A 26,782-nucleotide genomic window follows, 5' to 3' on the forward strand; every position below is an offset into this window, starting at 1 on the left:
TCAGGGGTGCCCCGGCTGAGGCTTCATTTTGTCCGTCCATAGCCCCGATAGGCTGGAAGATCGACCTTATGAAGGATCGCGTAGCCCCGCAGCCCGAAGCCCATCACAACGGCTATGGCCCCGGCCAGCATCGGAGACATATCGAGTTCGTGCAGCCCCACATAGAGCCCTGAGGCGAGAGCCGCGGCGGTGACATAAAGTTCGGGGCGGATCACGATGGAGGGCAGATCGGCCAGGACGTCGCGGATGATGCCACCCATGCACGCTGTAACGACACCCATGATAGCGGCGGGTAGCCACGGGATCCCATAGGCAAGTGCCTTCGCAGCGCCGTAAACCGCATAGGAGGCCAACCCGAGGCCATCGAACCAGTCGATGGCGCGTTCGGGCCAGAAGCGATGCGGTGTACACCACACCAGAAGCGCAATTCCCAGACAGACGGCCAGCGGCGCCGTGGCGTGCATCCAGAAGACCGGCGCACCGATCAGCAGGTCACGCAGCGTACCGCCGCCCACCCCTGTCATGGCTGCAAAAAAGGCGAAGGTCACAATGTTCTGTCGCGCCCTGGCCGCCACCAGGGCGCCCGATATCGCAAAGACGGCGGTGCCCGCCATATCGAGGTCCGACAGGGTCGAGGCCGAGAGCGCATGGATGGCGGCGAGTGTGGCGGGGCTCACGCAGCGAGCACCTCGATATCGGCGGCAAGCTGCGCCACACGTGCAGGATCGGCGTCCCAGGCGAACATGAATCGCGCGCCCCCACCGATGAAGGTGTAGAAGCGCCAGCCCTTTTCACGCAGCCCTTCGAGCACGCTTTCGGGCGCCTTGAGGAATACGGCATTGGCCTGAACAGGGAACATGAGGGACAATCCGGGCAGCGCCTCGATACGAGCGGCCAGGGCGCGGGCGCAGTCATTGCCATGAGTGCCATTGCGCAACCAGGCACCGCTTTCGAGAAGTCCGATCCACGGGGCCGAGATGAAGCGCATTTTCGAGGCGAGTTGTCCTGCCTGCTTGCAGCGATAATCGAAGCCGTCAGCAAGAGCGGAATCGAAAAACAGGATCGCTTCCCCAACACCCATGCCGTTCTTGGTGCCGCCGAAACAGAGCACATCGACACCCGCTTTCCACGTCATCTCTGCAGGCGTACAGCCCAGCGTGGCGCAGGCATTGGCAAAGCGCGCGCCATCCATATGCAGGCGCAGCCCATGCTCGCGGCAGGTCTGTGCGATGGCGCGAATTTCCTCCAGGGAATAGACCTCGCCCGTCTCGGTGGGCTGGGTGATCGTCACGACCTTGGGTTTGGGGTAGTGGATATCGCTTCGGCAGGTCGCCAGCGCCCGGATATCCTCGGGGAAGAGCTTGGCGTGATCGGTGCGTGCCACCAGCAGCTTCGACCCGTTGGAGAAGAACTCGGGCGCGCCGCATTCGTCCGTCTCAACATGGGCGAAGGATGAGCAGATCACGCTGTTATAGGACTGGCATAACGAGGCCAGAGCCAGCGAATTGGCCGCCGTGCCGTTGAAGGCGAAAAACACTTCGCAATGCATCTCGAAAAGCGTGCGGAAGCTGTCGGCCGCGCGGCTGGTCCATTCATCCTCGCCATAGGCGGGAACCGACCCCGTATTGGCCTGACGCATGATGTCCCACACCTCGGGACAGATACCGGCATAATTGTCACTGGCAAATTGCTGGGCCACGGGCGCAGGGTCCTTGATCGCTACCGGGATCGGAACGGGCTTCAGACAAGGCTGGGTGTGGCATGTCCCGAGATTGCCGGAGCGGCCACATCTCTCCGGGTGAGCGGAGATACCACCTTGCCCGGGAGCAGGTTGGCGCCGGCGAAACGATACCGGCTCTTGATGCTGGGGTCTCTGGTATCAAAGCCTGACAGGCCGCGCAATGCGCTTGTACCCATCGTCCAGGCGCAAGGGGGTGCATCGCTTGACGGAATGTGGTTTCTATCGCCCTCATTGCACAGCACGAGTGAACAGAAACGGATGACAGCTGACATGGGCCAGACCCCTCTCGACATCGATGTAGCCATTATCGGTGCAGGGCCGACCGCGCTTTTCGCCGCGTTCGAGTGCAGCATGCTCAAACTCTCCTGTGTGCTGATCGACGCCCTGACCGAAATTGGCGGCCAATGCGCGGCGCTCTACCCTGAAAAGCCCATCTACGACATTCCAGCTCATCCCTCGATCGAGGGCGGCGCCCTGATTGCGGCACTCGATGCCCAGATCGCGCCCTTCGATGTACCGCGTCTGCTGGGCCAGCGTGTCGAGAAGCTTGAGGGCCATCGTGGCGCCTTCACCCTCGCTACCGACAAGGGCAATGTGGTGACGGCGCGCGCTGTGATCATTGCAGCTGGTGCAGGGGCATTTGGGCCGAATCGTCCCCCGCTCGACGGGCTGGAGGCTTATGAGGCAAGCGGGGCCGTGCAATATTACGTGCGCAAGCGTGCGGATTTTGCGGGCAAGCGCATCGTCGTGGCAGGTGGCGGCGATTCCGCACTCGACTGGGCGCTCTCCCTGTCCGACATTGCAGAGAAAATCTATCTGCTGCACCGGCGCGATCGCTTCCGTGGTGCGCCGGAGACGCTGGCCCAGATCGAGGCGCGCGTGGCCGATGGCCGCATCGAGAAGGTCGTGCCCTACCAGCTTCATGCGCTTCAAGGCGAAAACGGCGCGCTTGCAGCGGTGGACGTGATCGATCTTGAGGGTCAGGTGCGCCAGATCGAGGCCGATACGCTCCTCCCCTTCTACGGTCTTTCCACCGATCTGGGGCCAATAGCGACCTGGAACATCGATACGATACGCAGCACCATTCCCGTTACCCCTTCGAGCATGGAGACCAGCCTGCCCGGCGTTTTTGCCATTGGCGACGTCGCCACCTATCCCGGCAAGCTCAAGCTGATCCTGCAAGGTTTCAGCGAGGGAGCCATGGCCGCCCATGCCATTCACCCGATTGTGCATCCCGATCAGGCCCTGCATTTCGAGTATTCCACCAGCAAGGGCGTCCCCTCGGCCTCTTGAGCGGGATGGGGTGTCAGTTTAGTATGATCTCGAAATGATCGGAAGATTTGAGACCCTGATGACAAGCCTGCCAGATACGGCGGAAAACGAGGCCAGAGAGCGGGCGGGAGGATGGCTGCGCATCGACCTCGACGCGCTCAAGCATAATTATACCCTGCTGAAATCGCTTGTCGGACCCGATGTGGCAGTGGGCGCCGCGGTCAAGGCCGATGCCTATGGTCTGGGCGTGGAACGGGTTGCCCCTGCTCTCTATCGCGCAGGATGCCGAAGGTTCTTTGTCGCGACGGTAGAGGAAGGACTGAGCCTGCGCCCTGTCCTGCCGCAGGATGCTGCGCTGTGTATCCTCAACGGCCCGACTCCGGGCAGCGAGGCGCTGCTGCAGGCCCGGCGCCTGACGCCCGTACTGAACAGTCTCGACCAGGTAAGGCGCTGGTCTGCGCTTTGCCGGGGTAGTTTTGACCGCTCCACCTGCCTGTTGCAGCTCGATAGCGGCATGTCGCGCTTCGGCCTTTCCGGGGCCGATCTCGATATTCTCTGTGCCGAGGATTTGCTGGCCGGGCTGGATGTCACCCATGTCATGAGCCATCTTGCCTGCGCCGATGATGCCGCATCGCCCCGCAATGAAGGACAGCGACTGCGTTTCGAAGCGCTGCGGCGGAAGCTCCCCGCCACGCTCCCCGCCAGCCTCGCAGCCTCGAGCGGCGTTTTTCTTGGATCGGCTTATCATTTCGATCTGGTTCGGCCAGGCTACGCACTTTACGGCGGCAATCCGAGCCCGGAGCGCCCCAACCCGATGCGCCCTGTCGTAACGCTTCTGGCAGGCATGGTTCAGGATCGCTGGATCGATCCGGAAGTTGCTGTTGGCTATAGCGCGCGCTTTGTAGCGGATGCGCCCACACGCATTGCAACGCTTTCCGTCGGCTATGCCGATGGATTCCACAGACGCGCAGGCGGTCTTGCCAGCGCTGTCCTGCCTGATTGTCCCGATATCGCGCTTCCCATCGTGGGGCGCATCTCGATGGACTGCATGGCGCTGGATCTGACCGCGCTGGGAGACAGGCCTCTGCCCCCTGGCACCGGTTTCGAGCTGATTGGCCCCCATCGTCCCCTGGACGATCTGGCCGCGGCACTGGATACGATCGGTTATGAGCTGCTGACCGGACTCGGCACGCGCTTCCATCGTGAATATATCGAGAGTTCCTCATGAAGATCATCGTCATGGGCGCCGGTGTGATCGGCGTCACCACAGCCTGGTATCTTGCCGAGCAGGGGCATGAGGTCGAGGTCATCGACCGTCAGCCCGGTGTCGGGCTCGAAACCTCCTTCGCGAATGCCGGTCAGGTTTCACCGGGCTATTCCACGCCCTGGGCCATGCCGGGACTGCCCCTCAAGGCGGCGCGCTGGATGTTCGAGAAGCACGCGCCGCTAGTGGTGCGGGCCGCCGCCGTGAACACGCCCATGCTGCGTTTCATGATGCAGCTTCTGAGCAACTGCACGCATCATGCCTATGACATCAATAAAAGCCGCATGCTGCGCATTGCGGAATACAGCCGCGATTGCCAGGCAGAACTGCGCCGCAGCACGGGCATCACCTATGATGACGGGCAGAAGGGCCTGATTCAGCTTTTCCGCACGGACAAGCAGGTTGAGCACGCCCATGAAGACATGCGCCTCCTTTCCGAGAGTGGCGTGGCCCATGAACTGCTCGGCACCGAAGAGGTACTGAAATACGAACCGGGTCTCGCCGGCGCGCGCCAGATCCTCAAGGGCGGTCTGCGCCTGCCGGGCGACGAATCGGGCGATGCCTATCTCTTCACGCAGCGCCTGGCCGCCATGGCAGCGGAGAAGGGCGTGAGCTTCCGCTTCCGCACCGAGATCGAGGCCATCGAAGCCGCGAGCGACGCCATTTACGGTATCCGCACCAGTGCCGGTCGCCTGACGGCGGATGCCTATGTGCTGGCGCTCGGCAGCTACTCGCCCCGCCTGCTCAAGCCGATCGAACTCGATCTGCCGGTCTATCCGGTCAAGGGCTACTCGCTGACAGCTCCGATCACCGATGAAAGCCGCGTCCCGACCTCCACGGTCAATGACGAGACCTACAAGGTGGCCATGACGCGCCTGGGCGATCGCATTCGCATTGGCGGCACGGCGGAGCTGACCGGCTGGCGCCTGAAGCTGAGCCAGGATCGCCGCGAGACGCTTGAGCTCTCCTTCAACGAGATGTATGGCGGCGCCGATCTGAGCCGCGCCCGTTACTGGACCGGGCTGCGCCCCTGCACGCCGGATGGCACCCCCGTCATCGGACCGTCCGGGCGGTACAGCAATCTGTGGCTGAACACGGGCCACGGCACACTGGGATGGACCATGGCCTGCGGCTCGGGTCGCATCCTCGCCGATCGTATCAGCGGCAAGCGCACGGATATTCCGGCGCTCGATCTGTCGCTGGATCGCTATACGTCCTGAGGTGCTTCAAGGCTCTGCCCTGAACCCGGAAGGGGGCTTGCCCCCTTCACCCCGCCCAGAGTTGGCACTGTTTCTCTATCACCTGCGTAGAGGAATATTTGAATTGATAACGCGATCACCGGGATTACCAAAACTCGCTGTTACCATAGCAGCTTCAATGGCCTCCTTGAGAACGATACCGTAAGGCGACGGGCCTATGATCACTCTCTCTATGATCTTATCCGCATTCAATGGTTGTCCCTGCATGTCCTTGAGGTGTTCAAACTTAATCTGTGCGATCTTTTGCGGTACGCCCCCAACAGAAACCGGCGTGACCGGCAGAGGAATCTCACGATTCGGCGACAGGTATTTTCCCGTATAAACTCTCCATTCTTTCTCTTCATGAAAGCCCGGGTGTTTCGAAATAACCGAAAAATGCGTGAATAAACTGTATAATCTTTCAACTATATCTATATTCCGTACGATATCGATATGTTCGTTCATGAGATCTATGATATTAGAGAAGTACCTTATGAAGCCATTTGGATCTTTATAGAGAACCGGGCCTATAAATAGTCCATCGTCGCGTTTTTCGTCTCTGATAACGACAGGATCGATAACGAGGCACGCGTTCGTATCGCCTCCACAGGCACGCCACATCGACAGTCTTCCAAGCGTGCTCTCAGAGGCCTTCTGCCCATGTTCCGTCAGAGAGGTGATATAGGTTCCCGCGTAGCGATTCCGGCTTACGCCCGTCAGCAAAGACCATAATCGAGCCGCACCACCCGGATTGATCTTCTCTATAAGGCGACGAAGCCTCTCCCCTACGCTTCCCGCCCACAGCATGTGATGCATCGATGGCCGTGTTCGATTTCAAGAAAATCGTTCATGACTGTCGCATTGCGCGGCCAGATCTCGCCATTTTTGATGATTTTTATCGCGGTATCCGCGCTGGTATAATAGGCGAATCGCCTGGCACCACTTCTGAATGACGCACGTTGACCGTCTTCGTCGGGAAGGAATATCCCGTCCAATATCTGATCTACATCGACCGTCATCAGCCCCCTCCTCGATACCGTTCATCATAGCGCCAGCCAGACGTCAGGCACAAAAAAAGGGGCCGTCTCCGGCCCCTTTTCCTTGCTCAGTCTCAGGACCGATCAGTTGCCGGAAGCATCCTTCTCGGCGGCAGCCTCTGCACCCTTCTTGTGGTGCTTGTGCTTATGCTTGTGCTTGCCCTTGTGCTTGGCGGCCTTGTCGTCCGTCGTGGCCGTCGGAGCAGCTTCAGAAGCCGGAGCGGGAGCCGTAGCTTCCGGTGCAGCAGGGGCCGCCGGCGCTGCAGCGGCGGGAGCCGCGGGTGCTGCTTCCTGCGCGGTCTGGGCGAAAGCAGGTGCGCTCAGCGTCATGGCAAGAGCTGCAACACCGGTCAGGAGGCGACGATTGAAAACGAGCATGAAACAAGCTCCAGAATACGAATTCACATAATCACAGGCGTCAGCCAGACTGGTTAACAGACCGCCTGAACTTATGACGTCGTGGACGCTATCAGTATTTTCTAAGCTCGTCTTGAGGAAAATTAGATAAAATACGTGTAATCGCACGGTAAAGGCGTGTTTATGCCTTAATGCCGACATGATTACAAAAAAGGCCACCGCATTGCGGTGGCCTTTCCAGGATCAGGCGTCAGACTTGACCTTCGACATGCGCTTGCGCTCATTCGGGTCGAGATAACGCTTGCGGATACGAACGGCAGAGGGGGTAACCTCGACCAGCTCGTCATCTTCGATATAGGCAATCGCCTGCTCGAGGCTCATCTTGCGCGGCGGGGTGAGAAGCAGCGCATCATCCTTTCCTGCGGCGCGGATATTGGTCAGCTTCTTTTCACGCACGGCGTTCACGTCGAGATCGTTCTCACGCGAATGCTCGCCCAGGATCATGCCCGTATAGATCTTCTCGCCAGCTTCGACGAACAGCGTGCCGCGATCCTGCAGCGAGAACAGGGCGTACTGCGTGGTCGCACCGTCTTCCGCCGAGATCAGCGAGCCGTTGCGACGGCCTTCGATCGTGCCTGCGTAGGGCTTATAGCCCGCGAACAGACGGTTCATGATGCCTGTGCCGCGCGTGTCGGTCAGAAACTCGCCGTGATAGCCGATCAGGCCGCGTGACGGGATGAGGAAGGTCAGACGAACCTTGTCACCACCCGACGGACGCATGTCCTGCATCACGCCCTTACGCATCGACATCTTTTCGACGACGACGCCCGAGTAGGGCTCGTCAACGTCGACCAGAACCTCTTCGTACGGCTCTTCACGCTCGCCGGTCTCTTCGTTGTTACGGAAGAGAACGCGCGGACGACCGATGGTCAGCTCGAAGCCTTCGCGACGCATGGTCTCGATCAGCACGCCAAGCTGGAGTTCGCCACGACCGGCAACCTCGAAGGCCTCGCTTTCGGCGCTCTCGGTCACTTTGATGGCGACGTTGCCTTCGGTTTCCTTGAACAGACGGTCACGGATCTGGCGCGACGTCACCTTCTTGCCTTCACGACCGCCCAGAGGGCCGTCATTGATGCGGAAGGTCATGGTCAGGGTCGGCGGATCGACCGGGGTCGAGGGCAGCGGGGCGTCGAGAGCCGGGTCTGCAATGGTGTCGGGAATGGTGGCGTCGGACAGACCGGCCACGGCCACGATATCACCGGCTTCAGCTTCATCCACCGGCACGCGGTCCAGACCGCGGAACGACAGCAGCTTGGTCAGACGACCCGTTTCCACGATCGTGCCATCGGGGCGCAGCACGCGCACCGGCATGTTCACGCGGGCGCGGCCCTGCTCGATACGACCCGTCAGGATGCGGCCCAGGAAGTTGTCGCTCTCGAGGATGGTCGAAACCATGCCGAAAGGGGCTTCCTTGTCGAGGCCCGGCGTCGGCACATGACGCAGCACCAGGTCGAACAGCGGGGACAGATCCTTGCGGGGACCGTTCATTTCCAGATCGGCCCAGCCCTGACGGCCCGAAGCGTACAGCATCGGGAAGTCGAGCTGATGCTCGTCGGCGCCCAGCGCGGCGAACAGGTCGAAGATTTCTTCATGAACTTCGTCGGGACGGGCATCGCCACGGTCGATCTTGTTCACGACCACGATCGGACGCAGGCCACGAGCCAGCGCCTTGCCCAGCACGAACTTGGTCTGCGGCAGAGCGCCTTCAGCCGAGTCGACCAGGATGATCGCGCCGTCCACCATGCTCAGGATACGCTCGACCTCACCACCGAAATCGGCGTGGCCCGGCGTGTCGATGATATTGATGCGCGTCTCGTTCCACACGACCGAGGTGCACTTGGCAAGAATGGTGATGCCGCGCTCACGCTCGAGGTCGTTGCTGTCCATCGCGCGCTCAGCAACGTGCTGGTTTTCGCGGAACGAACCGGATTGCTTGAGAAGCTGGTCAACAAGGGTGGTCTTGCCATGATCGACGTGCGCGATAATGGCGATGTTACGGATTTCCATGAAGCGGTCCTGATCGGGCTTGCAGGGTCATGCCCTGCCGGATCGCTCCCTGGGAACGACACAAAGCCGGGACTGACGGATTGGCCGTCTTCTGCACAATTTCCCGTCAGAGTGCAATGAAAGGATCGGAAAGACCGGGTTTTTTAGCGTTTCCGGGCCTTCTTCTTGCGCGTTACGGAACCGTACCCCGCCTCTTTGGGCGGGCTACGCCCCTCGCATCGTCATGTGAGAGACGAGGGTTTCCAAAGGGCGACCGCCCTTTGGCAGGGTTCGGGGCAAAGCCCCGAAACAGCCCTCAGGCCCTGAGCGCGAAATCGGCAGCAGGGCGTGCCCCCATACGGGTGATGATCGCACCAGCCGCCTCATTGCCCAGCTGGCCACACGCCTCAAGGCTGCGGCCCTTGGCCAGCCCGGCGAGGAACCCGGCAGCAAAGGCATCGCCCGCGCCAGTCGTATCGACCACCTTCACTTCCTGAGTTGGAACGACCAGCTTCTGGCCATCGGAAAGAATGACCGCGCCCTTTTCGCTACGGGTCAGCACGACAAGAGCCGCATCGCGTCCGGCCTGCGCCGCTGCGGCGTCAAAATCCTCTGTCTCGTAAAGCGCGCAGATTTCCGCCTCATTGGCGAAGAGGATATCGATGTGACCGGCCACGAGTGCACGGAACGCAGCATGGTGACGAGCCACGCAGAACGTGTCGGACAGGGTGAGCGCCACGCGGCGACCGGCCTTATGCGCGGTTTCCGCCGCGAGGATGAAAGCGGATTGGGCACGGTCCTTGTCGAACAGATAGCCCTCCATATAGGTGACAGCGGCTGCAGCGACAGCGGACTGGTCGACATCCTCAGGCCCGAACTCGGTGCAAATGCCGAGATAGGTGTGCATGGTGCGTTGGCCGTCGGGGGTGACGAGAATGATGCAGCGCGCGGTCGGACGATCGGCGTTCTGAACCGGGGCGGAAGGGTAGAACAGCTTCTGCGCTGCCAGATCCTTCGCATAACCCAGACCGACTTCATCGGAGGCAACCTTGCCCAGATAGCCTACCCGCGCGCCAAGACGGGCGGCCACCACGGCGGTGTTGGCGGCAGAGCCGCCCCCCATGACCTGTTCCGGCGTGATCTGCGCTTTGATCGAGGCGGCCTGATCGGCATCGATCAGGGTCATGCTGCCGAGCGGCGACCCGAGAGCATTCAGCGTTTCGTGCGAGACAGAGGCCAGGATATCGACAATAGCGTTGCCGATGCAGAGCAGATCAAGGGTCGGGGCAGTCATGAAGTCTCCAGCAAGACAAAATAAGACAGGGAAAACTATGTTCGCGCCATGAAATGACCAAGATCAGCCCTGATCGTGACGAGGCGTGAACGACAGGTTCGGCATTCCCGCTTCAAGGCCATGACACAAGACCGGGTCAGGGTCAAAAACCGCGCGGAACCGCCTTTTACCGGCTTGTCGATTTCGCATTTTAACGTGTAATCCGGGTCTGGACGGAAATCATGTTTGTAATGATTTCCCGTCTGGCACCAGCCAGCTTCGGCACCCGAACCGCCACCTTCCAGAACGCGCAGCGGGGTTCTCTTGTTCAAACGACGCAAACCAGAAGATACAGCGCCTCCCTCTCCATCTTCAGGTGCATCGGCCACAAACGGCCAAAGACCGACTGCCTCGGGCGCAGGCAGTTCGTCGCTCTTTCCCGAGCGTCCGGCCCCAGCGGCAGACGCCTCACCAGCCTCACCAACCAAGGATTCTGCCGCGATGGGTCGTTCGCCTTTCCCCACTCCCCCTGCTCCTGCCACACCGGCGGCGCCTTCCGCACCCGCACGTCCCGCTGCCGCCGCCGCAGCAGCCCCGGGTGGCCGCCGCGATGCCTCTGACCGCCGCACGCTGGTTGTCGGTCGCGGTATCTCCGTGCAGGGCTCCATTCAGGATGCCGAACGTCTGGTTGTCGAGGGCACGGTCGAGGCAACGCTGCTTCAGGCCACCGAGCTCTCGGTCGCGCAGGGCGGCGTGTTCCGTGGTGAGATCGAAGTGGAAGACGCCGATCTGGCCGGGACGATCGATGGCACGCTGACGGTACGTGGCAACCTGACCGTACGCGCCACGGGCCGCCTGATTGGCAAGACGCGCACCCGTCGCCTTCAGGTGGAAGATGGCGGCCAGATCACGGGTCATCTCGAGATGATCACGGGCGATATGCCGGCACGTCCGGCTGCGGTTGAGACGCCTGCGCCTGCCGCAGAAAAGACCGAAGAAACCACACCGAGCGTCTGATCGACGGGTCACAAACAAACAAAAGCCCGGTCCTTCTGGACCGGGCTTTTTTTCATAGAGCCCCTCGGAAGAAGGCTCCGGGACTATTGGCGTGAGGCGCTGTTCAGCCCACGCTTTCCCGGCGATCGCGCAGCTTCACATAGGCGATCGCACAATGCTCCGCGCAGTAGGGCTTGCCGGGTACGGGCTTGGCACCGCAGAAATGAAAGCCCGGCGTACCTGGATCGCCGTTAGGCCAGCAGCAGGCAGGGCCACGACGCGGTGACGTATCGGCCGTCAGCGGACGCAGAAGCGGACGGAGCATCAGATCTGGTGCCATGGTCTTGGCCTCTGCAGGTTTGCGGGTTGAGGATGCCTTGGGCGCGTCTTGCGCCTCGTCTTCCATAACGACCGAAGACGCCTGAGCGGGCGCGGGCTGGGCAGGCGCCGTCCTGACTGCCGGTTCCGCACGGCTGGCGGCTGGCGGCACGGGCTGGGTAGCCGGGCGCACGATTTCGGCAGAAGACAGCGGAGCCACCGTCACGGACGCATCTTCAGAAATGGATGCCTTGGTTTCAGGGCTCTTGACCGAAACGGCGTCAACAGGCTGCGCACTCTCCGCCGGTGCGCTCGTGACAACAGGCGCAGCCTCAGCAGCAGCGTCCTTGCGGGGTTTGGCCGAAGCACGAATAGGCGACGGGCGGGGCGGCAAACCCAGACGATGCGCCTTGCCCACAACGGCATTCTTGGTGATCGAAAGCTGTCTGCCAATCTCGGCAGTCGACAGTCCTTCCTGCCACAGCGTCTGAAGACGGGAGATTATTTCGTCAGTCCATTCCATCGCCCGTGCTCCTCATTCAGTCCTGTGACGTAAAACTAGGGTGTCGATACGACTTGCTCAATCCGTAAATCGGATTTTTCTATGATGAGACTGGCGGATAAACACAGAGCTCTTGTCCAAGTCAATCTGAACTCGCGCGAATTACCAAAGAATGAGGGCGATTGGGCCTCCGAAGCCCAATGCTGCGCCCTCATCTCGCCTGTTTCAGGGCGATACCGTCTCTTCAGGGCTCTTTTGCGCGCGAATAAGCCGGACAGAGCGCCCCGCGACGGCTAGCTGGATATCTCCACGCAGGAGAGCAAGGGCATCGTCGCCGAACACAGCCCTGCGCCACCCCTGCAGAACGGGGCTGTCTGTCTCACCCAGAGCGAGACTGTCGAGATCCTCGCTATTGGCCACCAGCTTGGGGGCCACGCGATTGGCCTCACAGCTGGCGGCGAGAACGACCTTGAGAAGGGCCACGAGCGCGGATGAAGGCTTGGCGCCCTCCGGCTTGCGCGGAGGGCGCGGCAGATCCTTCTCGGGCAGATCGAGCCCGAGCTTGACCGCCGCGAGCAGACCCGGTGCTGCCTTCCCCTCGGCAAAGCCGCGCGACACGCCCCGCACGCGTGACAGGGAGTCTGCATCCTGAGGGCGCACGGCGGCGATCTCCAGCAGGCTCTCGTCACGAATAAGACGCTGACGCGGGATATTGAGCGCCTGCGCCTCGATTTCGCGCCAAGCGGCGACCTCGCGCAGGACGCCCAGCATGCGGCGGTTATTGGTGCGCGCCTTGAGGCGCTCCCACTGGCGGCGCGGGTCGGGGCGGAAGGTTGCCGGGTCGTTCAGCACGGCCAGCTCGGCATCGGCCCAATGCAGGCGGTTCTGCTTTTCGAGTTCGCGATGAAGCGTCAGATAGACATCGCGCAGATGGGTGACGTCTGCCGCCGCATAGGCAATCTGCGCCTTGGAGAGCGGGCGCGCGGACCAATCACTGAAACGATGGGTCTTGTCGATGCTCGCCCCGGTAATGGCGCTCACCAGTGTGTCATACCCGACCTGATCGCCATAGCCACCGACCATGGCCGCCACCTGCGTATCGAAAATCGAGCAGGGCAACGCATCGAACAGATGCAGGAAGATTTCCAGGTCCTGACGGGCCGCGTGAAAGACCTTCACACAGCTTTCTGTCGCCAGCAGATCGGCCAGCGGAGCAAGGTCCAGCCCAGGGGCGAGCGTATCGATCACGGCAACATCGGACACACCGCCAAGCTGCACCACACAGAGTTCCGGCCAGTATGTATGCTCGCGCACAAACTCCGTATCGATCGTAACGAACGGCTCCTGCTTGAGTCGGGCGCAGAGTTGCGCCAAATCGTCTGTAGAAGACACGATGACTGGGGCTGGGAAACCGGCTTGAGACACTTGCATCTCCCATCCATACATCAGGGCAGACCCTCATGACCACATCAGAGAATGATCTCGCAGCACTCAGCCAGCTGGGTCGACAGACCGTGCAGCCGGACAGCCCCGAAACCGCCACGCTCGAGCGCGTGCCGAGCCCCCATAAGGGACGCGACTACGTGGTACGCTTCACCGCACCCGAGTTCACCTCGCTCTGCCCGGTCACGGGCCAGCCCGATTTCGCCCATATCGTCATCGACTATATTCCGGGTGACTGGATTGTCGAAAGCAAGTCGCTGAAGCTGTATCTGACCAGCTTTCGCAACCATGGCGCGTTCCATGAAGATTGCTCGGTCAGCATCGCTACGAAGCTGGTCGAGGTTCTGAACCCGAAATGGCTGCGCATCGGCGCCTATTGGTACCCGCGCGGTGGCATTCCGATCGACGTCTTCTGGCAGACCGGTCTGCCACCTGAAGGGGTATGGGTTCCCGCGCAGGACGTGCCAGGCTATCGCGGCAGGGGCTGATTGACGTTTCCGGGGCGGGCTCACTGAGGGCTCCTGCATTTTTGGTCCGGAAGCGGGGCCCGTCCTGGAAATTCCTTTTAATGGTGTCCGAAGCGTTTTCCCTGACAGACTGGCCTCTCCTGATTCAGGAGAGGCCTCATGACATCGATTGTGCGCGCTTTCATCGTCTTGACCCTGTCGGGTCTGTGCGCTCCCTGGACATCAGCGCGGGCCTCTCCTCCGCCAGCCGCTTTTCTCTTCCTGATCCAGCAGCGTTGCGATGTGCCGACCGCCCTGCCGGGAGATCCCGCCTGCCGCACCATGCGCCCTGTAGAGCCGGGAGAGGACCCGCTTTATCGCCTGAGCAACGGCGTAGAGGGAGAGGGGCGGATCGATATGGTGAATCTCCCGATCGAGCGTCATGGAAAATGGCGGGTCGTGAGCCCGGACGCCCATGTGAACGTGACTGATAAGACCACAGGGATCAAAGGGGGCGTGTCCGTTGAGGGTGTTGGGGCGCGCTTTATCTCAGTGCTGGGCAGCTGGAGCCCCGTCGCGGTCTCGCATTTCACTAATGCGGCCTGCGACGCCATGCCCGATAATTCTGACCGGTTCCTCGATTCCTGGGTGCTCGGTCCGGCTCAGGACAACACAGCCACGGCAGGACATGGCGAGACGCGCAGTGGCAACCTAACGCGGTATGAAGGGGAAACGGATGGCCCCGGCTGTCCTGCCCGTTTACGCAAGGCGGCCTATAGCTGGATCAGGCAGGACTATACGTATCGCTCGGGGCGGCGCTTTCCGAGCCTGGTTTCCGTGCATTACAGCGCTGCCAGCCCGCTAGGTGGACCGGGCGAAGCAGAGCAGAGGGAACGGCTCTATCTCGCCTGGGGGCTGGGCCTGGCACGTTGGGAGAAATGGTCACGGGAGGATTGGCGCAACCCGAAAACAGGCGAAACGGCGCTCGATCAGGCGCGGCGCGTATTCGTGTCAGGCCGATGCAACACGCCGATTGGCGACCGTGATCAGGGTGATGGCGTGACTTATAGTGCCGTCTCGTCAGACGGCACCTATGCCGAGACGATCAGGACGGCACCGGATTCTCCGGCCCATCGCTGGGTCCTGACGCAATGTCAGGACTATACCAGCCTACGCGCCGGCCCGACACGCGATCTGCAACAGATGAGCGCCGGAGCCAGCCCCGAATTCTGGAGATGAGGGCGGAGGTTACCGGGACGAAGAACAGAACGTCACGGATCGGACCGCGATAAAAAAAGGCCGGAGCCCTTCAGGACAACGGCCTTTTTTTATCTCGTGTATCGCAATCCGGTCAGTGGATCGGATGCGACGCCTCGGCGGCTTCAATCGCAGCGCGCGTCGACTGGATCTTACGGGAAATGCGATCCTGATCGATGATGTCGTCAGCGGCGACATTGGTCAGCTGCATCTCCAGCGTTTCAAGGCGGGCTTCTGCTTCGCTCAGGACAATATCCTCGATCGGCAGGGCCTCATCCGCAAGGATGGTGCAGCGATCGGCCGTGATATCGGCGAAACCACCGGAGACGAAGAAGCGCTCGGTCACGACGCCACCCTCATAGAGGGAAACGACGCCACCGCGCAGCAGGAGCATGATCGGCGCATGATCCGGCATGGCCGCGATATCGCCTTCCTCGCCCGGGATCACTGCCATTTCGACTTCCTTGCGGAAGAGCAGCTTCTCCGGGCTGATGATTTCGACCTGAACCGGCATGAGCTTACGCCGACTCCTTCATCTTCTCGGCCTTGGCGATCGCTTCGTCGATCGGTCCGACCATGTAGAAAGCGCCTTCCGGCAGGTGGTCATATTCACCGGCCACAATCGCCTTGAAGCTGCGAACCGTATCGTCAAGCGAGACCAGCTTGCCCGGCGAGCCCGTGAAGACTTCGGCCACGTGGAAAGGCTGCGACAGGAAGCGCTGGATGCGGCGCGCGCGCGCCACGACCTGCTTGTCCTCTTCCGACAGCTCGTCCATGCCCAGGATCGCGATGATGTCCTGCAGGCCCTTGTAGGTCTGGAGAATACGCTGCACGTCACGCGCCACCTGATAGTGCTCTTCACCAACGATCTTGGGGTCGAGCGAACGCGAGGTGGAGTCGAGCGGATCGACAGCCGGGTAGATACCCATTTCTGCAATCGAGCGGTTCAGCACGGTCGTGGCATCAAGATGGGCGAAGGTCGCGGCAGGTGCCGGATCGGTCAGATCGTCGGCAGGCACGTAAACGGCCTGAACCGAGGTGATCGAGCCCTTCTTGGTCGAGGTGATGCGTTCCTGCAGGGCGCCCATCTCAGTGGCGAGCGTCGGCTGATAGCCCACGGCCGAGGGAATACGACCCAGCAGGGCCGAGACTTCCGAACCGGCCTGCGTGAAGCGGAAGATGTTGTCCACGAAGAACAGCACGTCCTGACCTTCCTCGTCGCGGAAATATTCCGCGAGGGACAGGGCGGACAGGGCAACACGGGCGCGGGCGCCCGGCGGCTCGTTCATCTGGCCATAGACCAGCGCCACCTTGGAGCCAGCCGTTGAGCCGTCTTCACCGATCTTGATCACGCCGGCATCCTGCATTTCGAAATACAGGTCGTTACCTTCACGCGTACGCTCACCGACACCGGCGAAGACGGACACGCCGCCATGCGCCTTGGCGATGTTGTTGATCAGCTCCTGGATGATGACGGTCTTGCCGACGCCAGCGCCGCCGAACAGGCCGATCTTGCCGCCCTTGAGATACGGGCAGAGCAGGTCGACAACCTTGATCCCGGTGACGAGAATCTCGGAAGCAGCGGCCTGGTCCTCGAAGGAGGGAGCCTTGCGGTGGATCGGATAATGCTTGTCGGACACGACCGGGCCGCGCTCATCGACGGGCTCGCCAATGACGTTCAGGATACGGCCGAGCGTCGCCGGGCCTACGGGCACGGTGATCTGGGCACCGGTATCCTTCACTTCGCTTCCGCGAACGAGGCCGTCGGTGCTGTCCATGGCGATGCAGCGCACTTCGCGCTCACCGATTTCCTGGGCCACTTCAAGCACAAGGGTCTGGTCGCCAATCTGGACGTGCAGCGCATTGAGGATATGCGGCAGCGTGCCTTCGAACTGGATATCGACCACGGGACCGCGGACCTGCGTCACGCGACCCACGACGTTGCTGCTGGCAGACGACAGAGTTTCGGACATCGTATTTCGGCTCCTGCGTAAAAGTCTCAGACGGCTTCAGCGCCGGAGATGATCTCGATAAGTTCTTTGGTGATGTTGCTCTGGCGGGTGCGGTTATAGCGCTGCGACAGAGAGTCGATCGCCTTGCCTGCATTCCGTGTCGCGTTATCCATGGCAGTCATGCGGGCACCCTGCTCACCGGCGGCGCTTTCGAGAAGCGCAGCGAAGAACTGGACCTGGATGTTACGCGGCAGAAGCTGAGCGAGCAGCTCGGCTTCGTTGGGCTCAAATTCATATTGAGCGGTATAATCTGTCTGATTGTCGTTCTTGGCCACGGGCAGGGGCACAAGCGCCTCTTCCGTCGGGACCTGGGTCATCGCGTTCACGAAGCGGTTGAACACCACCGTGACACGATCGACCTCACCGCTCGCAAGCAGTTCGGTCACGCGCGTCCCGAGATCGGCCGCCTTCTGGAACTGAACCTCACGGCCGGACGTGCCTTCGATACGATCGACCAGCTTGCCGGGGAAGATGCGGGCCATGGCCTCGCCACCCTTGCGCCCGACAGGCAGGATACGCACGGTCTCGCCCTGGCTTTCCAAACGCGCAACGATCTGACGCACGCTCCGGACCAGATTGGCATTGAACCCGCCCGCCAGACCGAAATCGCTGGTCAGCAGAACGACGAGATGCGTCGAGCCTTTGCCGCCTTCCATCAGGATGGGCAGCTCGCCCTGACCTTCCGTCGCGGCGGCCAGTTCGGACAGCATGCGACGCATGGCGGCAGCGTAGGGGCGCGAGGCTTCGGCATGCTTCTGAAAACGGCGCAGCTTGGAGGCTGCAACCATCTTCATGGCGCTCGTGATCTTGCGCTGCGATTTCACGCCCGCGATCCGGGCGCGCAGTTCCTTCAGCGAGGGCATGATTCGTCCTTAGGCTGCGAAACGCTTGTTGAACGCGGTGAGCAGCTCGGTCAGCTTGGCTTCGACTTCCGGCTTGATCTGGCGATCATTGCGGATGGCGTCGAGAATGTCCTTGCCGGGGCCGCGCATCTCGGCCAGCAGCGTGGCTTCATAACGAACCACCTGGTCGACCTTGACCACGTCCACGAAGCCGCGCGTACCGGCAAACAGAACCACAACCTGCTCTTCGACCGGCAGCGGCGAGGTCTGGGGCTGCTTCAGCAGTTCCGTCAGGCGGGCGCCACGCTCGAGCTGCTTGCGGGTTGCGGGGTCCAGATCAGACGCAAACTGCGAGAACGCCGCCATTTCGCGATACTGGGCGAGGTCCAGCTTGATCTTGCCGGCAACCTGCTTCATCGCCTTGATCTGGGCGGCGGAGCCGACGCGCGACACCGAACCACCCACGTTCACGGCCGGGCGGATGCCCTTGTAGAACAGGTCGGTCTCGAGGAAGATTTGACCGTCGGTGATCGAGATCACGTTGGTCGGGATATAGGCGGCAACGTCGCCCGCCTGGGTCTCGATGACCGGGAGGGCCGTCAGCGAACCGCCGCCGAATTCGTCGGACATCTTGGCGGCGCGCTCGAGCAGACGCGAGTGCAGATAGAACACGTCACCCGGGAAAGCCTCACGGCCTGGCGGACGACGCAGCAGCAGCGACATCTGGCGATAGGCCACGGCCTGCTTGGACAGATCGTCATAGCAGATGAGGGCATGCATGCCGTTATCGCGGAAGAACTCGCCCATCGAGCAGGCCGAGTACGGTGCGAGGTACTGCATGGGAGCCGGATCGGACGCGGTGGCGGCGACAACGATGGAGTATTCCATCGAGCCTTCTTCCGTCAGCGTACGAACGAGGTTGGCGACGGTCGAGCGCTTCTGACCGATGGCAACGTAGATGCAATACAGCTTCTGCTTCTCGTCACCCGTGGCGTTGACGGGCTTCTGCGCGACGATGGTGTCGATCAGAATGGCCGTCTTGCCGGTCTGGCGGTCGCCGATCACGAGCTCGCGCTGGCCACGACCGATCGGCACCAGGGCGTCGATGGCCTTGATACCGGTCTGCATCGGCTCGCACACGGACTGGCGCGGCATGATGCCCGGAGCCTTCACTTCGGCGCGCTTCATGACAACGTCGGTCAGCGGGCCCTTGCCGTCGATCGGGTTACCGAGCGCGTCAACAACGCGGCCCAGAAGCCCCTTGCCGACCGGCACTTCGACCACGGCACCGGTGCGGGTGACGGTGTCACCTTCACGGATACCTTCGCCATCGCCGAACACGACGACACCGACGCTGTCCTCTTCGAGGTTCAACACCATGCCGCGATCGCCGGTGGTCTGGAAATCGACCATTTCGCCGGACATGGCATTGGACAGGCCATAGACGCGCGCAATGCCGTCACCGATGGACAGGACGGTGCCCGTCTCGGAGACCTGCGCTTCGTCATTGAAGGACGCGATCTGCTGCTTGAGGATGTCCGAAATCTCTGCGGGACGGATATCCATCACGCGGCTCCCTTCATGGCATTCTGGATGCGGGTCAGACGCCCGCGAATGGAGGTATCAAATAGCTTGGCGCCAATCTGCACGACAAGACCACCGATCAGTTCGGGCTCGACGCGCTCGATCATGGAAACACGGGCATAGCCCGCTTCTGCCAGGCGAGTCTGCAAGGCGCTGCGCTGGCCTGCCGTAAGCGGCTGTGCGCTGCGCACTTCGGCAATCGTCTCGCCACGACGCTTCGCGTCCAGGGCAAGAACGGCACCGAGAATTTCATCGACGCGGGCGACGCGACGGTTGCGGGCGATCACGGCCACGAAACGCTTGAGCGTCTCGCTGAAGCCCTGCGCGTTCAGCACGGCTTCGAGACCCTGGCCGGCCTGGCGGGAATCGAGACTCTGGTCGGCCAGGAATTCGCGCAGCGGGGCGCTCTCCGCGATCAGCTTGCGCAGGGCGCGCACCTGATCCAGCACTTCAGGGAGCACCGATTTCTCATCAGCATAGTCATAGAGCGCAAGGGCGTAGCGTTGCGCCATGCCCCCCGACACCTCCCTGCTGACCTGCGGTGCCTCGGCTGTTTCGACCACTGTCACGTCTGGCGTTCCCACCCCAATTACACAAACATCCTGATGACCATCGCGACCATAGTGCCGGGCAAAGCGCCCTGGGCATGGTTCATGGAACCGATCGATCATGACTCAGGTAACGAGACTGTTCGTCCCGATTCCGCAATAACGGATCAGGCCTCGCGGGGCGTCTAGCACGCAGGCCGCGCCAAGCGCAACTGACACTCTGCGGCGCAAACCCTGTAAACGCACGCCGTTCTGTCACGCTGTCCTCCTTCGCGCCTTGAAGACTACCTCACCTTCCTCCGGACACCCCGGAGGGCAAACCGTTCCGGATTTGCACTTTTGCGTGTGAACTTGCGAAAAGAGCGCCCTCCCAGACCACCAGATTCGGAAAGTCCGCCTCTTTCATGCCTCCCGTCCGCCCAGTGCCCTCTCTCTCATGCGCCCGTTTCTCTGCCAGTGGGCTGTCTCTCAAGGTATCCGCAGCTTTTACAATCATCCTTTGCAGCCTGGCCGGCCCCAGCATGCTCGCCGAGGCAGCGTCAATCGCATCCGCAGCCACAACCGGCAGGGACACCGCAAAGGACGCCTCCCCCCTTACGCCGGAACAGCCCGCAGGCGTGCCTTATTGGGACAACTGGACAGACGCGCAGGGCGTCAGTCATCTGACCAAATGTAAGCTCAGGAATTTTACCCTGATGCGCATGGCGGCCCATGCCGACCCGCAATGGGTCAATCACGCCCAGCAGGGTCAGGCCCGCATGGTCACGAGTATCCAGCCAGCCGGGTGGAAGGGCGGATGGCATGCCCCCGAAAGCGTGCAATGGATCATCCCGATTCAGGGCGTCTGGTTCGTCCAGAGCATGGATGGCACGCGCGTTGAGCTCAATCCGGGCGACGCCCTGTTGAGCGAGGACATTGGCGGCAAGCCCGATGCTGAAGGCCATGTCGGTCATTTGTCAGGGAATGTGGGGGACGCGCCTGTCGCGCTCATGATCACCCAGTTCGCCGCAGCCCAGCCCAGCCATGAGCCGTGCCAGACCCGCTAGGCTCGCCGTTCACCCGCAAGACCGGGAAAGCCCGATGCGCGTGGTGCGCCAAGCCTGGCCCGATATTGTGCCGTTCGGGCGAATCAGCGCGGGAGCGGGAAGCGACCCGGAAGTTAACCCTATCAAGGCCGGTCGGCGCAGCGCGCGAAACACAGATTTTCGAGGAGAAATTCGGCTGGAGCGGGCGAAGGGAATCGAACCCTCCTCAGAAGCTTGGAAGGCTACTGCATTACCACTATGCTACGCCCGCGCTTCAGCTGATGGTTCTCCCTAACGCTGATCCAGGCGGGAAGCAAGAGACAGTTTCGCCCGAAAAACTGCAAATGATCTCTTGACTTAAGCGCCCGCGCGCCGCATTACGCCGCAAGTGGTCTCGTCATGACCCAACCGGACAGGATGCTTCATCCGGAACGGTTGACCAGGCGGACGACGATAGGGGTGTAGCTCAATTGGCTAGAGCGCCGGTCTCCAAAACCGGAGGTTGAGAGTTCGAGACCCTCCGCCCCTGCCACCACGCCGCAGCCGCTGGCTGATCATGTCAGCGAGCGGAGTCGGGCGCGGTATTCCGCCACGCGCGGCTTTCAAATAAACATGAGGATGACGGTGTCGGTCACTACCCCCAAGCACGGGTCGCAGCAGTCTTCGCCCTCCAAGGGAGGTGCATCGAAAGACGCCCCGAAACCCTCTCCCAAACCAGCCGCCCGCTTCAATCTGGTCCAGTACCTGAAGGATGTGCGCACGGAAGCGACCAGGGTGACCTGGCCGACACGTCGTAATACGCTGGTCACCACGGGTGCCGTTCTTGCAATGGCCGCCCTTACTTCCGTTTTCTTTTTCGTTGTCGACCAGGTCATCGGGCTTGGCGTACGCGAACTCTTTGGCGTTGGAGGCTGAGACGAACAACCATGGCTAAGCGTTGGTACGTCGTGCATGTCTATTCCGGGTTCGAGAAGAAGATCGCGACCCACATCAAGGAACAGGCTGCCCAGAAGGGTCTGAGCGACCAGTTCGAGGAAGTTCTGGTTCCCTCCGAGGACGTCACCGAAGTTCGCCGTGGTCGCAAGGTCAATGCTGAGCGCAAGTTCTTCCCCGGCTATGTTCTGGTGAAGATGGAACTGACCGACGATGCATGGCATCTGGTCAAGGATACGCCCAAGGTCACCGGCTTTCTCGGGACACGCAACCGTCCCTCTCCCATCACTGAAGCTGAAGCCGAGCGCATGCTCAAGCAGGCCGAAGAAGGTGTCGAACGTCCGCGTTCGGCCCTGACCTTCGAGATCGGCGAGCAGATTCGCGTGGCCGATGGCCCCTTTACCTCGTTCAACGGTGTTATCGAGGAAGTGGACGAGGAACGTTCGCGCCTCAAGGTCAGCGTGTCGATCTTCGGTCGTTCCACCCCCGTGGAACTGGATTACACGCAGGTCGAGAAGCTCTGATCGCTTCACGATACAGCGCGCGATAGACAAGAAAAACCCGCCTCCTTTGGGAGGCGGGTTTTTTCATGTCTGCACTCCGGAATGAGATAACCGGAACCCTCGGTAAACCCGGGCTCTGCCAAGCCTGGGCAAAGCTCCGGTTCTCGTCATGGCGCGATGGGCAGGACCGGCAACGCGCGGATTTTCTGTGCGGCGAGATCGGCTAGTTGTCCTGTCAGGGTACTGAGACCCGCGACCAGTGTGTCTGCCTGCTTGTTGTCCAGATGGGTCTGATACTGCACGGGGACAGTCAGGTTCGGTCCAATCCCTGGCTTGTCGCCATGGACGGAGAGCGACCCGACCAAAGTAGCATTGCCTTGCTGATCGGCATTGAATGCCGTGATAGTCACCTCGACAAAAGCCTGAGGCTTGGTCGAAACCGCATCATTCTGGGCAAATACTGTGCTGCCGGGCAGGCGCAGGGCAAGATCACGGGTCAATACCCGGCCGATCATGTCACCAATAGGCTCGCTCCAGGCGTTCCCCTTGGCAATATCGAGTTTGTAATTCTTGTCCTGACGCACGATCTCGTCGCGATCGAGACTGGCTGTGACAACAGGCGTACGCACTTCCACAGTCACCGGTCCGCCTGCCTGGGCAGGACCGGGAACCGGTGCAATGGAATACAGATCGGGATCGCTGCCACAGGCTGTAAGACCTGTGGCCATGAGCAGGGACAGGCCGAGCATCGCCGCAGGGCGACGTAAGCCTGAGAAGGCGCCCTGGCGCGGGCGGGATGGGGTAAGCTTCTTCACGTCAGTGGCGTCCCGTAATCAGTGCCGAGGGATGATGATTCAGATAATCGGTCAGAAAGCGGATAGACCGCGCGGTCTGACTGAGCTGCGTGATCATGGCCTGCAGGTCGCGATGGAAATCCGTATCGCCGCCATAGCTGGCCAGAACGACCTGCGCATTCTTCAACGTACCCTCAAGCGCATCGCTCATGGCGGGAAGCTTCTTCAGGAAAGGCTTCATGCCTTCATTGGCATTCTGGGTCAGCTCGGAGATATGGCGCAGCGAGTCCCGCAGGGCGACAATCGACTGCTTGACCTCAGGGCTGGCCAGACGCTGATCGGCATGAGCAAGCAGGTCGTTCAGGTGCTCGCCAATCTGGGTGAGCGGCATGGCCGCCACCTTGTCCATGGTCGTCGCTGCGGATGCCATGATCCCGTCGATCCCGCCCGGCTGGCTCGGGATGATGGCGACATCATCCTCATAGGTCAGGCTCGCCGGCTTGGCGTTCTTGACGAATTGCAGCCCGATCATGGATTCGCCGGTCAGGAAGCTGGCGCTCTCCACAGAGGCACGCATGCCTTTGGCTACGAAAGCCGCGAGCAGCTTGTGCTGCGAGTCCCGTGAGCTTTCCTCGGCGTTCAGGACGCGCTCCGGCTCGAGCTCCATCTCTACGCGCACGCGGGCAGAAGCATCTTTCTCATCCACCTTGAGCGAAACATCGGTCACGCTGCCCACCTGGATGCCGAACATGCTGACGGAAGCGCCTGACGTCAGCCCCTTGACCGAGCTGTCGATATAGGTGGCTGCCTTCACGCGCTGATGATAGCGCGCGTTATCTGCCTCGGCCTGACTGGCATAGAGCCGGAACACGGAATTGGCGGGCGCCTGTGGGGCATCCACTTTCAGTCGACGCGTGGGCAGGCCGAAGGCAACACCACCCGAAAGCAGCGCCTGCAACGAGGTTAGCTGGACCTTGAGGCCTCCAGCGCCCAGTCCGACCTGCACACCCGAGACATTCCAGAAACGCGAATCGGTACGCAGGTAATGATCGTAGGGCGACTTCACAAAGACCTGGACCATGATCGGCCCCTCGCCTCCGGGCGGCATGGTGTAGCCCAGAACCTCACCGACCGACATGTCGCGGAAGAAAACAGGGGCGCCTTCGCCGATCGACCCAAGAGTCGGTGTGACCAGCATGAACGTCGAACCCGGCTGGTCGGAGCGCACGCCGGGAGCAGCCTCGAGCCCCGTGAAATTACTCTCGTAGCGCCCCCCCTTCTCGCCGGGATCGATCGCGATGTAGGCGCCAGAAAGGAGGGTTTCCAGACCGGTGATGCTGGCCCCGTTGATACGCGGACGCACGACCCAGAAGCGGGTGTGATCGGTCAGGATATCCTCGGTATCGCCATTCATGCGGACGTGCACGATCACCCGCCGCATATCGGGCGTCAGGCTGATATCCTGCACTGTGCCCAGCGTCACGGCCTTGTTCTTGACCTGGGTCTGACCAGCCGTCAGGCCTGATGCCGTATCGAAGGTGATGGTGATATCGGGGCCGCGATTGGCGAAGCTGCGCCAGGCGAGCCACCCCGCGATCACGATGGCAATGATCGGTATCAGCCAGACGATCGAAAAGCGTGTCTTTCTGACCCCGGCCTTTTTGGGGGCGGGCGTCTGCTGCGGGGATTGGTCGTTTTGGTCGCTCACGCGCGCTCAGGCTCCATATCGTGAGGAGGAAAGGGATGACCGGCCTCGGAGATCCCTCCTTGGTCGGAATTTTGTCTTGCCTCATCGGGGGCCGGTACAGGTCCGTTCTCCCCGGCGGCGTCCCACATGCTGCGTGGGTCGAAGCTATGCACCGCAAAGATCGTCACGATGACGACGATGGTGAAGAAAACCACACCCGGATCGGCCAAAACATTGGCGAGAAAATTAAAATGAACGATCGCAACAAGAATTGAGATCATGAAAACATCGATCATGGACCAGCGCCCGATGATATCAATCAGACGATAGAGCTTGGTGAGCAGGCGCAGTCCGCGCTTCTGCTTGCGCCATGTCCCGAAGACCATGACGGCGAGTGAGACGATCTTGAGAACCGGCACCGTGATGGAGGCAAAAAGCACCAGCAGGGCCAAGGGGATAAGATTGGACTGCCAGAGTTCGATCACGCCGTGGATGATGGTGCTCGTATCGGGCCGGCCCATCTTGGTATAGGTCATGACCGGCAGGAGATTGGCTGGAATATAACAGATGATCCCGGCCAGAAGCAGCGCCGCAGCATTGGTCAGACTGTTGGACTTCCGGCGGCGCAGGATCTGATGACAGCGCGGACAATCGCCCATATCCCCCTCGCGCGGCACCTCGTGATCGAAGGCCATGACCAGACCGCATGAGTGGCAGGACAGCATGTGCTGCAGGGGTGGCATGGATTCTTCCGTGGCGGTCAGATGCTCGACCGGCAGAATGCGGCCCTGCCCGTCTTCCATCTCCTCGCGGATGTCGCGGTTATGCCAGATACGCTCGACATCGAGTGTCGAATCCGTCGCGGCCATCGTGATCATGAGCGCGGCAATGAGGAAGACACCCGCCTGCAGGTCGACAATCGCCAGATCGATGAGCTTGGTATAAGCCACGAACACACCGAGGATATAGACCTCGATCATCGACCATTCCCGCAGACGCTCATACCAGGACATGAGGCGCGGTGCCCAGTCGGGCATGTGCCGGCGGCTGGCACCAATCAGGATCGCCCCCATCAGTGCAATCACCACCCCGGGCATGACCAGGGTCGTAAGCCCCACAATGACGCCAATCTCGCCGAACCCCTCACGGCCCAGCTCGATCGGGCCGGTCAGGATCGTGACGGTATTCACGCGACCATGCACATTGATGGTCAGGAGCTGTGTGATGAGCAGCGCCAGATAGAGGGCGGCGGAGGCGAGACAGAATGCGGTCGGGGCGGCGATAGGGGGCGTATGGCGACGCCGGGCAAGCTGGGCATCGCAGCGGGTGCAATAGGCGACCTGCCCGCGATTGAGCCGAGGGACTGTCTGAAACAGGCCGCAATCGGGACACTCGCGCAGCCCTTCCACAACCTTGAGGGTCGGTGTGGGCGGCGCAGCGGAAGTCATCGTGACGGCGTTGCGCCACAGACGCTTGTGGAAGCGATCAGACATGAAACATGTTGTAGCGAACGATTCCGTCTAGAGATAGGTGTTTGGCCTGTTGCAGTCGGGGCCGGTCTCGGCTATAGCACCGCGCCAAGGACGCCGACATAGCTCAGGGGTAGAGCAACTGATTCGTAATCAGTAGGTCCTCGGTTCAATTCCGAGTGTCGGCACCATTAC

Annotated in this window: 25 protein-coding genes, 3 tRNA genes, 1 pseudogene and 1 riboswitch; of the genes and pseudogenes, 11 read left to right on the top strand and 18 right to left on the bottom strand. The window is 61.3% G+C overall.

The genetic code is table 11. The annotated features are described in order from the left end of the window. Nucleotides 1–23: 23 nt before the first annotated feature. A complete protein-coding gene (locus AA0535_RS09360; RefSeq protein ID WP_264815730.1) occupies nucleotides 24–677 on the bottom strand; it encodes a trimeric intracellular cation channel family protein in 654 nt (217 codons plus the stop codon). Further along, nucleotides 674–1,699 (bottom strand): threonine aldolase family protein, encoded by a 1,026-nt coding sequence (locus AA0535_RS09365; protein WP_264815731.1) that lies wholly within the window; start codon nucleotides 1,697–1,699, stop codon nucleotides 674–676. Before AA0535_RS09365 ends, AA0535_RS09360 begins: the two co-directional genes overlap by 4 nt. A 59-nt stretch (nucleotides 1,700–1,758) precedes the next feature. After that, a riboswitch (SAM-I-IV-variant riboswitch) is annotated at nucleotides 1,759–1,870 on the bottom strand. Nucleotides 1,871–2,011: 141 nt separating this feature from the next. On the opposite strand from AA0535_RS09365, the gene AA0535_RS09370 reads away from it, so the two are divergent. The 3 genes from AA0535_RS09370 to AA0535_RS09380 are packed head-to-tail and all read left to right on the top strand — an operon-like array spanning nucleotide 2,012 to nucleotide 5,497. Then, entirely contained in the window at nucleotides 2,012–3,034 is a 1,023-nt protein-coding gene (locus AA0535_RS09370) for an NAD(P)/FAD-dependent oxidoreductase (protein ID WP_264815732.1), read from the top strand. A gap of 34 nt (nucleotides 3,035–3,068) precedes the next feature. Then, nucleotides 3,069–4,241, top strand: a complete 1,173-nt coding sequence (alr, locus tag AA0535_RS09375; protein ID WP_306310233.1) for an alanine racemase — start codon at nucleotides 3,069–3,071, stop codon at nucleotides 4,239–4,241. Next, entirely contained in the window at nucleotides 4,238–5,497 is a 1,260-nt protein-coding gene (locus AA0535_RS09380; RefSeq protein ID WP_264815733.1) for a D-amino acid dehydrogenase, read from the top strand. Before alr ends, AA0535_RS09380 begins: the two co-directional genes overlap by 4 nt. A 78-nt stretch (nucleotides 5,498–5,575) precedes the next feature. On the opposite strand, the gene AA0535_RS09385 is transcribed toward AA0535_RS09380, so the two are convergent. The 5 genes from AA0535_RS09385 to AA0535_RS09405 form a co-directional block, all read right to left on the bottom strand. Further along, entirely contained in the window at nucleotides 5,576–6,331 is a 756-nt protein-coding gene (locus AA0535_RS09385) for a DUF2971 domain-containing protein (protein WP_264815734.1), read from the bottom strand. Further along, complete coding sequence (locus AA0535_RS09390; protein ID WP_264815735.1) at nucleotides 6,301–6,534, bottom strand: hypothetical protein; 234 nt, start codon at nucleotides 6,532–6,534, stop codon at nucleotides 6,301–6,303. Before AA0535_RS09390 ends, AA0535_RS09385 begins: the two co-directional genes overlap by 31 nt. A gap of 102 nt (nucleotides 6,535–6,636) precedes the next feature. Continuing rightward, entirely contained in the window at nucleotides 6,637–6,930 is a 294-nt protein-coding gene (locus AA0535_RS09395; protein ID WP_264815736.1) for a hypothetical protein, read from the bottom strand. Nucleotides 6,931–7,152: 222 nt separating this feature from the next. Further along, entirely contained in the window at nucleotides 7,153–8,976 is a 1,824-nt protein-coding gene (gene typA, locus AA0535_RS09400) for a translational GTPase TypA (RefSeq protein WP_023979248.1), read from the bottom strand. Between the two features lie 295 nt (nucleotides 8,977–9,271). After that, nucleotides 9,272–10,249 carry an adenosine kinase gene (locus tag AA0535_RS09405; RefSeq protein ID WP_264815737.1) on the bottom strand — a complete coding sequence of 326 codons (978 nt, stop codon included), beginning with the start codon at nucleotides 10,247–10,249 and terminating at the stop codon, nucleotides 9,272–9,274. 480 nt (nucleotides 10,250–10,729) lie between these two features. Between AA0535_RS09405 and AA0535_RS09410 the strand changes: the two genes are divergently transcribed. Next, nucleotides 10,730–11,245 carry a bactofilin family protein gene (locus AA0535_RS09410; protein ID WP_306310234.1) on the top strand — a complete coding sequence of 172 codons (516 nt, stop codon included), beginning with the start codon at nucleotides 10,730–10,732 and terminating at the stop codon, nucleotides 11,243–11,245. 103 nt (nucleotides 11,246–11,348) lie between these two features. On the opposite strand, the gene AA0535_RS09415 is transcribed toward AA0535_RS09410, so the two are convergent. Beyond that, nucleotides 11,349–12,065: a GcrA family cell cycle regulator gene (locus tag AA0535_RS09415; RefSeq protein WP_264815739.1), complete on the bottom strand. Its 717-nt coding sequence runs from the start codon at nucleotides 12,063–12,065 to the stop codon at nucleotides 11,349–11,351. 204 nt (nucleotides 12,066–12,269) lie between these two features. Further along, nucleotides 12,270–13,475 carry a ribonuclease D gene (gene rnd, locus AA0535_RS09420; RefSeq protein ID WP_264815740.1) on the bottom strand — a complete coding sequence of 402 codons (1,206 nt, stop codon included), beginning with the start codon at nucleotides 13,473–13,475 and terminating at the stop codon, nucleotides 12,270–12,272. 29 nt (nucleotides 13,476–13,504) lie between these two features. On the opposite strand from rnd, the gene queF reads away from it, so the two are divergent. Beyond that, nucleotides 13,505–13,975, top strand: coding sequence for a preQ(1) synthase (gene queF / locus AA0535_RS09425; protein WP_264815741.1), 471 nt, complete (start codon nucleotides 13,505–13,507; stop codon nucleotides 13,973–13,975). A gap of 138 nt (nucleotides 13,976–14,113) precedes the next feature. Then, on the top strand, nucleotides 14,114–15,172 hold the full coding sequence (locus AA0535_RS09430) for a hypothetical protein (RefSeq protein ID WP_264815742.1): 1,059 nt from the start codon (nucleotides 14,114–14,116) through the stop codon (nucleotides 15,170–15,172). Between the two features lie 112 nt (nucleotides 15,173–15,284). Here the strand turns inward: AA0535_RS09430 and atpC are convergent, their stop codons facing one another. The 5 genes from atpC to atpH are packed head-to-tail and all read right to left on the bottom strand — an operon-like array spanning nucleotide 15,285 to nucleotide 20,140. Continuing rightward, on the bottom strand, nucleotides 15,285–15,704 hold the full coding sequence (gene atpC, locus AA0535_RS09435) for an ATP synthase F1 subunit epsilon (RefSeq protein WP_264815743.1): 420 nt from the start codon (nucleotides 15,702–15,704) through the stop codon (nucleotides 15,285–15,287). Nucleotides 15,705–15,708: 4 nt separating this feature from the next. Then, nucleotides 15,709–17,163 carry a F0F1 ATP synthase subunit beta gene (gene atpD, locus AA0535_RS09440; protein WP_264815744.1) on the bottom strand — a complete coding sequence of 485 codons (1,455 nt, stop codon included), beginning with the start codon at nucleotides 17,161–17,163 and terminating at the stop codon, nucleotides 15,709–15,711. 26 nt (nucleotides 17,164–17,189) lie between these two features. Continuing rightward, on the bottom strand, nucleotides 17,190–18,065 hold the full coding sequence (locus tag AA0535_RS09445; RefSeq protein ID WP_264815745.1) for a F0F1 ATP synthase subunit gamma: 876 nt from the start codon (nucleotides 18,063–18,065) through the stop codon (nucleotides 17,190–17,192). Between the two features lie 9 nt (nucleotides 18,066–18,074). Continuing rightward, nucleotides 18,075–19,610: a F0F1 ATP synthase subunit alpha gene (gene atpA, locus AA0535_RS09450; protein ID WP_264815747.1), complete on the bottom strand. Its 1,536-nt coding sequence runs from the start codon at nucleotides 19,608–19,610 to the stop codon at nucleotides 18,075–18,077. Beyond that, nucleotides 19,610–20,140 (bottom strand): ATP synthase F1 subunit delta, encoded by a 531-nt coding sequence (atpH, locus tag AA0535_RS09455; RefSeq protein ID WP_264815803.1) that lies wholly within the window; start codon nucleotides 20,138–20,140, stop codon nucleotides 19,610–19,612. The genes atpA and atpH overlap by 1 nt, the downstream gene beginning before the upstream one ends. Nucleotides 20,141–20,697: 557 nt before the next feature. On the opposite strand from atpH, the gene AA0535_RS09460 reads away from it, so the two are divergent. Next, a complete protein-coding gene (locus AA0535_RS09460; RefSeq protein ID WP_264815748.1) occupies nucleotides 20,698–21,222 on the top strand; it encodes a cupin domain-containing protein in 525 nt (174 codons plus the stop codon). 176 nt (nucleotides 21,223–21,398) lie between these two features. Here the strand turns inward: AA0535_RS09460 and AA0535_RS09465 are convergent. Beyond that, nucleotides 21,399–21,472 (bottom strand) — tRNA-Gly (locus AA0535_RS09465). A 184-nt stretch (nucleotides 21,473–21,656) separates the two neighbouring features. Here AA0535_RS09465 and AA0535_RS09470 point away from each other — a divergent pair. The 3 genes from AA0535_RS09470 to nusG all read left to right on the top strand — a co-directional run bounded on the left by AA0535_RS09470 (nucleotide 21,657) and on the right by nusG (nucleotide 22,658). Continuing rightward, nucleotides 21,657–21,733, top strand: a tRNA-Trp gene (locus tag AA0535_RS09470). An 86-nt stretch (nucleotides 21,734–21,819) separates the two neighbouring features. Continuing rightward, nucleotides 21,820–22,116, top strand: coding sequence for a preprotein translocase subunit SecE (gene secE / locus AA0535_RS09475; RefSeq protein WP_264815749.1), 297 nt, complete (start codon nucleotides 21,820–21,822; stop codon nucleotides 22,114–22,116). A gap of 11 nt (nucleotides 22,117–22,127) precedes the next feature. Next, entirely contained in the window at nucleotides 22,128–22,658 is a 531-nt protein-coding gene (nusG, locus tag AA0535_RS09480) for a transcription termination/antitermination protein NusG (RefSeq protein ID WP_127103096.1), read from the top strand. A gap of 209 nt (nucleotides 22,659–22,867) precedes the next feature. Here nusG and AA0535_RS09485 read toward each other — a convergent pair. The 3 genes and pseudogenes from AA0535_RS09485 to AA0535_RS09495 form a co-directional block, all read right to left on the bottom strand. After that, a pseudogene (locus AA0535_RS09485) lies at nucleotides 22,868–23,386 on the bottom strand (PqiC family protein); the annotation flags it as partial. Between the two features lie 67 nt (nucleotides 23,387–23,453). Next, nucleotides 23,454–25,139 carry a PqiB family protein gene (locus AA0535_RS09490; RefSeq protein WP_264815751.1) on the bottom strand — a complete coding sequence of 562 codons (1,686 nt, stop codon included), beginning with the start codon at nucleotides 25,137–25,139 and terminating at the stop codon, nucleotides 23,454–23,456. Next, nucleotides 25,136–26,611, bottom strand: coding sequence for a paraquat-inducible protein A (locus AA0535_RS09495; protein ID WP_264815752.1), 1,476 nt, complete (start codon nucleotides 26,609–26,611; stop codon nucleotides 25,136–25,138). The genes AA0535_RS09490 and AA0535_RS09495 overlap by 4 nt, the downstream gene beginning before the upstream one ends. A gap of 92 nt (nucleotides 26,612–26,703) precedes the next feature. Here AA0535_RS09495 and AA0535_RS09500 point away from each other — a divergent pair. Continuing rightward, nucleotides 26,704–26,778, top strand: a tRNA-Thr gene (locus AA0535_RS09500). The last annotated feature ends 4 nt before the right edge of the window (nucleotides 26,779–26,782 follow it).

The sequence above is a fragment of the Asaia krungthepensis NRIC 0535 genome, from assembly GCF_025995175.1.
GTDB lineage: Bacteria > Pseudomonadota > Alphaproteobacteria > Acetobacterales > Acetobacteraceae > Asaia > Asaia krungthepensis.

Coding starts and splice junctions, on each gene's coding strand:
- AA0535_RS09370 (WP_264815732.1), top strand. CDS start 2,012: ATGGGCCAGACCCCTCTCGACATCGATGTAGCCATTATCGGTGCAGGG.
- alr (WP_306310233.1), top strand. CDS start 3,069: ATGATCGGAAGATTTGAGACCCTGATGACAAGCCTGCCAGATACGGCG.
- AA0535_RS09380 (WP_264815733.1), top strand. CDS start 4,238: ATGAAGATCATCGTCATGGGCGCCGGTGTGATCGGCGTCACCACAGCC.
- AA0535_RS09385 (WP_264815734.1), bottom strand. CDS start 6,331: ATGCATCACATGCTGTGGGCGGGAAGCGTAGGGGAGAGGCTTCGTCGC.
- AA0535_RS09390 (WP_264815735.1), bottom strand. CDS start 6,534: ATGACGGTCGATGTAGATCAGATATTGGACGGGATATTCCTTCCCGAC.
- AA0535_RS09395 (WP_264815736.1), bottom strand. CDS start 6,930: ATGCTCGTTTTCAATCGTCGCCTCCTGACCGGTGTTGCAGCTCTTGCC.
- typA (WP_023979248.1), bottom strand. CDS start 8,976: ATGGAAATCCGTAACATCGCCATTATCGCGCACGTCGATCATGGCAAG.
- AA0535_RS09405 (WP_264815737.1), bottom strand. CDS start 10,249: ATGACTGCCCCGACCCTTGATCTGCTCTGCATCGGCAACGCTATTGTC.
- AA0535_RS09410 (WP_306310234.1), top strand. CDS start 10,730: ATGGGTCGTTCGCCTTTCCCCACTCCCCCTGCTCCTGCCACACCGGCG.
- AA0535_RS09415 (WP_264815739.1), bottom strand. CDS start 12,065: ATGGAATGGACTGACGAAATAATCTCCCGTCTTCAGACGCTGTGGCAG.
- rnd (WP_264815740.1), bottom strand. CDS start 13,475: ATGCAAGTGTCTCAAGCCGGTTTCCCAGCCCCAGTCATCGTGTCTTCT.
- queF (WP_264815741.1), top strand. CDS start 13,505: ATGACCACATCAGAGAATGATCTCGCAGCACTCAGCCAGCTGGGTCGA.
- AA0535_RS09430 (WP_264815742.1), top strand. CDS start 14,114: ATGACATCGATTGTGCGCGCTTTCATCGTCTTGACCCTGTCGGGTCTG.
- atpC (WP_264815743.1), bottom strand. CDS start 15,704: ATGCCGGTTCAGGTCGAAATCATCAGCCCGGAGAAGCTGCTCTTCCGC.
- atpD (WP_264815744.1), bottom strand. CDS start 17,163: ATGTCCGAAACTCTGTCGTCTGCCAGCAGCAACGTCGTGGGTCGCGTG.
- AA0535_RS09445 (WP_264815745.1), bottom strand. CDS start 18,065: ATGCCCTCGCTGAAGGAACTGCGCGCCCGGATCGCGGGCGTGAAATCG.
- atpA (WP_264815747.1), bottom strand. CDS start 19,610: ATGGATATCCGTCCCGCAGAGATTTCGGACATCCTCAAGCAGCAGATC.
- atpH (WP_264815803.1), bottom strand. CDS start 20,140: ATGGCGCAACGCTACGCCCTTGCGCTCTATGACTATGCTGATGAGAAA.
- AA0535_RS09460 (WP_264815748.1), top strand. CDS start 20,698: ATGCTCGCCGAGGCAGCGTCAATCGCATCCGCAGCCACAACCGGCAGG.
- secE (WP_264815749.1), top strand. CDS start 21,820: ATGACGGTGTCGGTCACTACCCCCAAGCACGGGTCGCAGCAGTCTTCG.
- nusG (WP_127103096.1), top strand. CDS start 22,128: ATGGCTAAGCGTTGGTACGTCGTGCATGTCTATTCCGGGTTCGAGAAG.
- AA0535_RS09495 (WP_264815752.1), bottom strand. CDS start 26,611: ATGTCTGATCGCTTCCACAAGCGTCTGTGGCGCAACGCCGTCACGATG.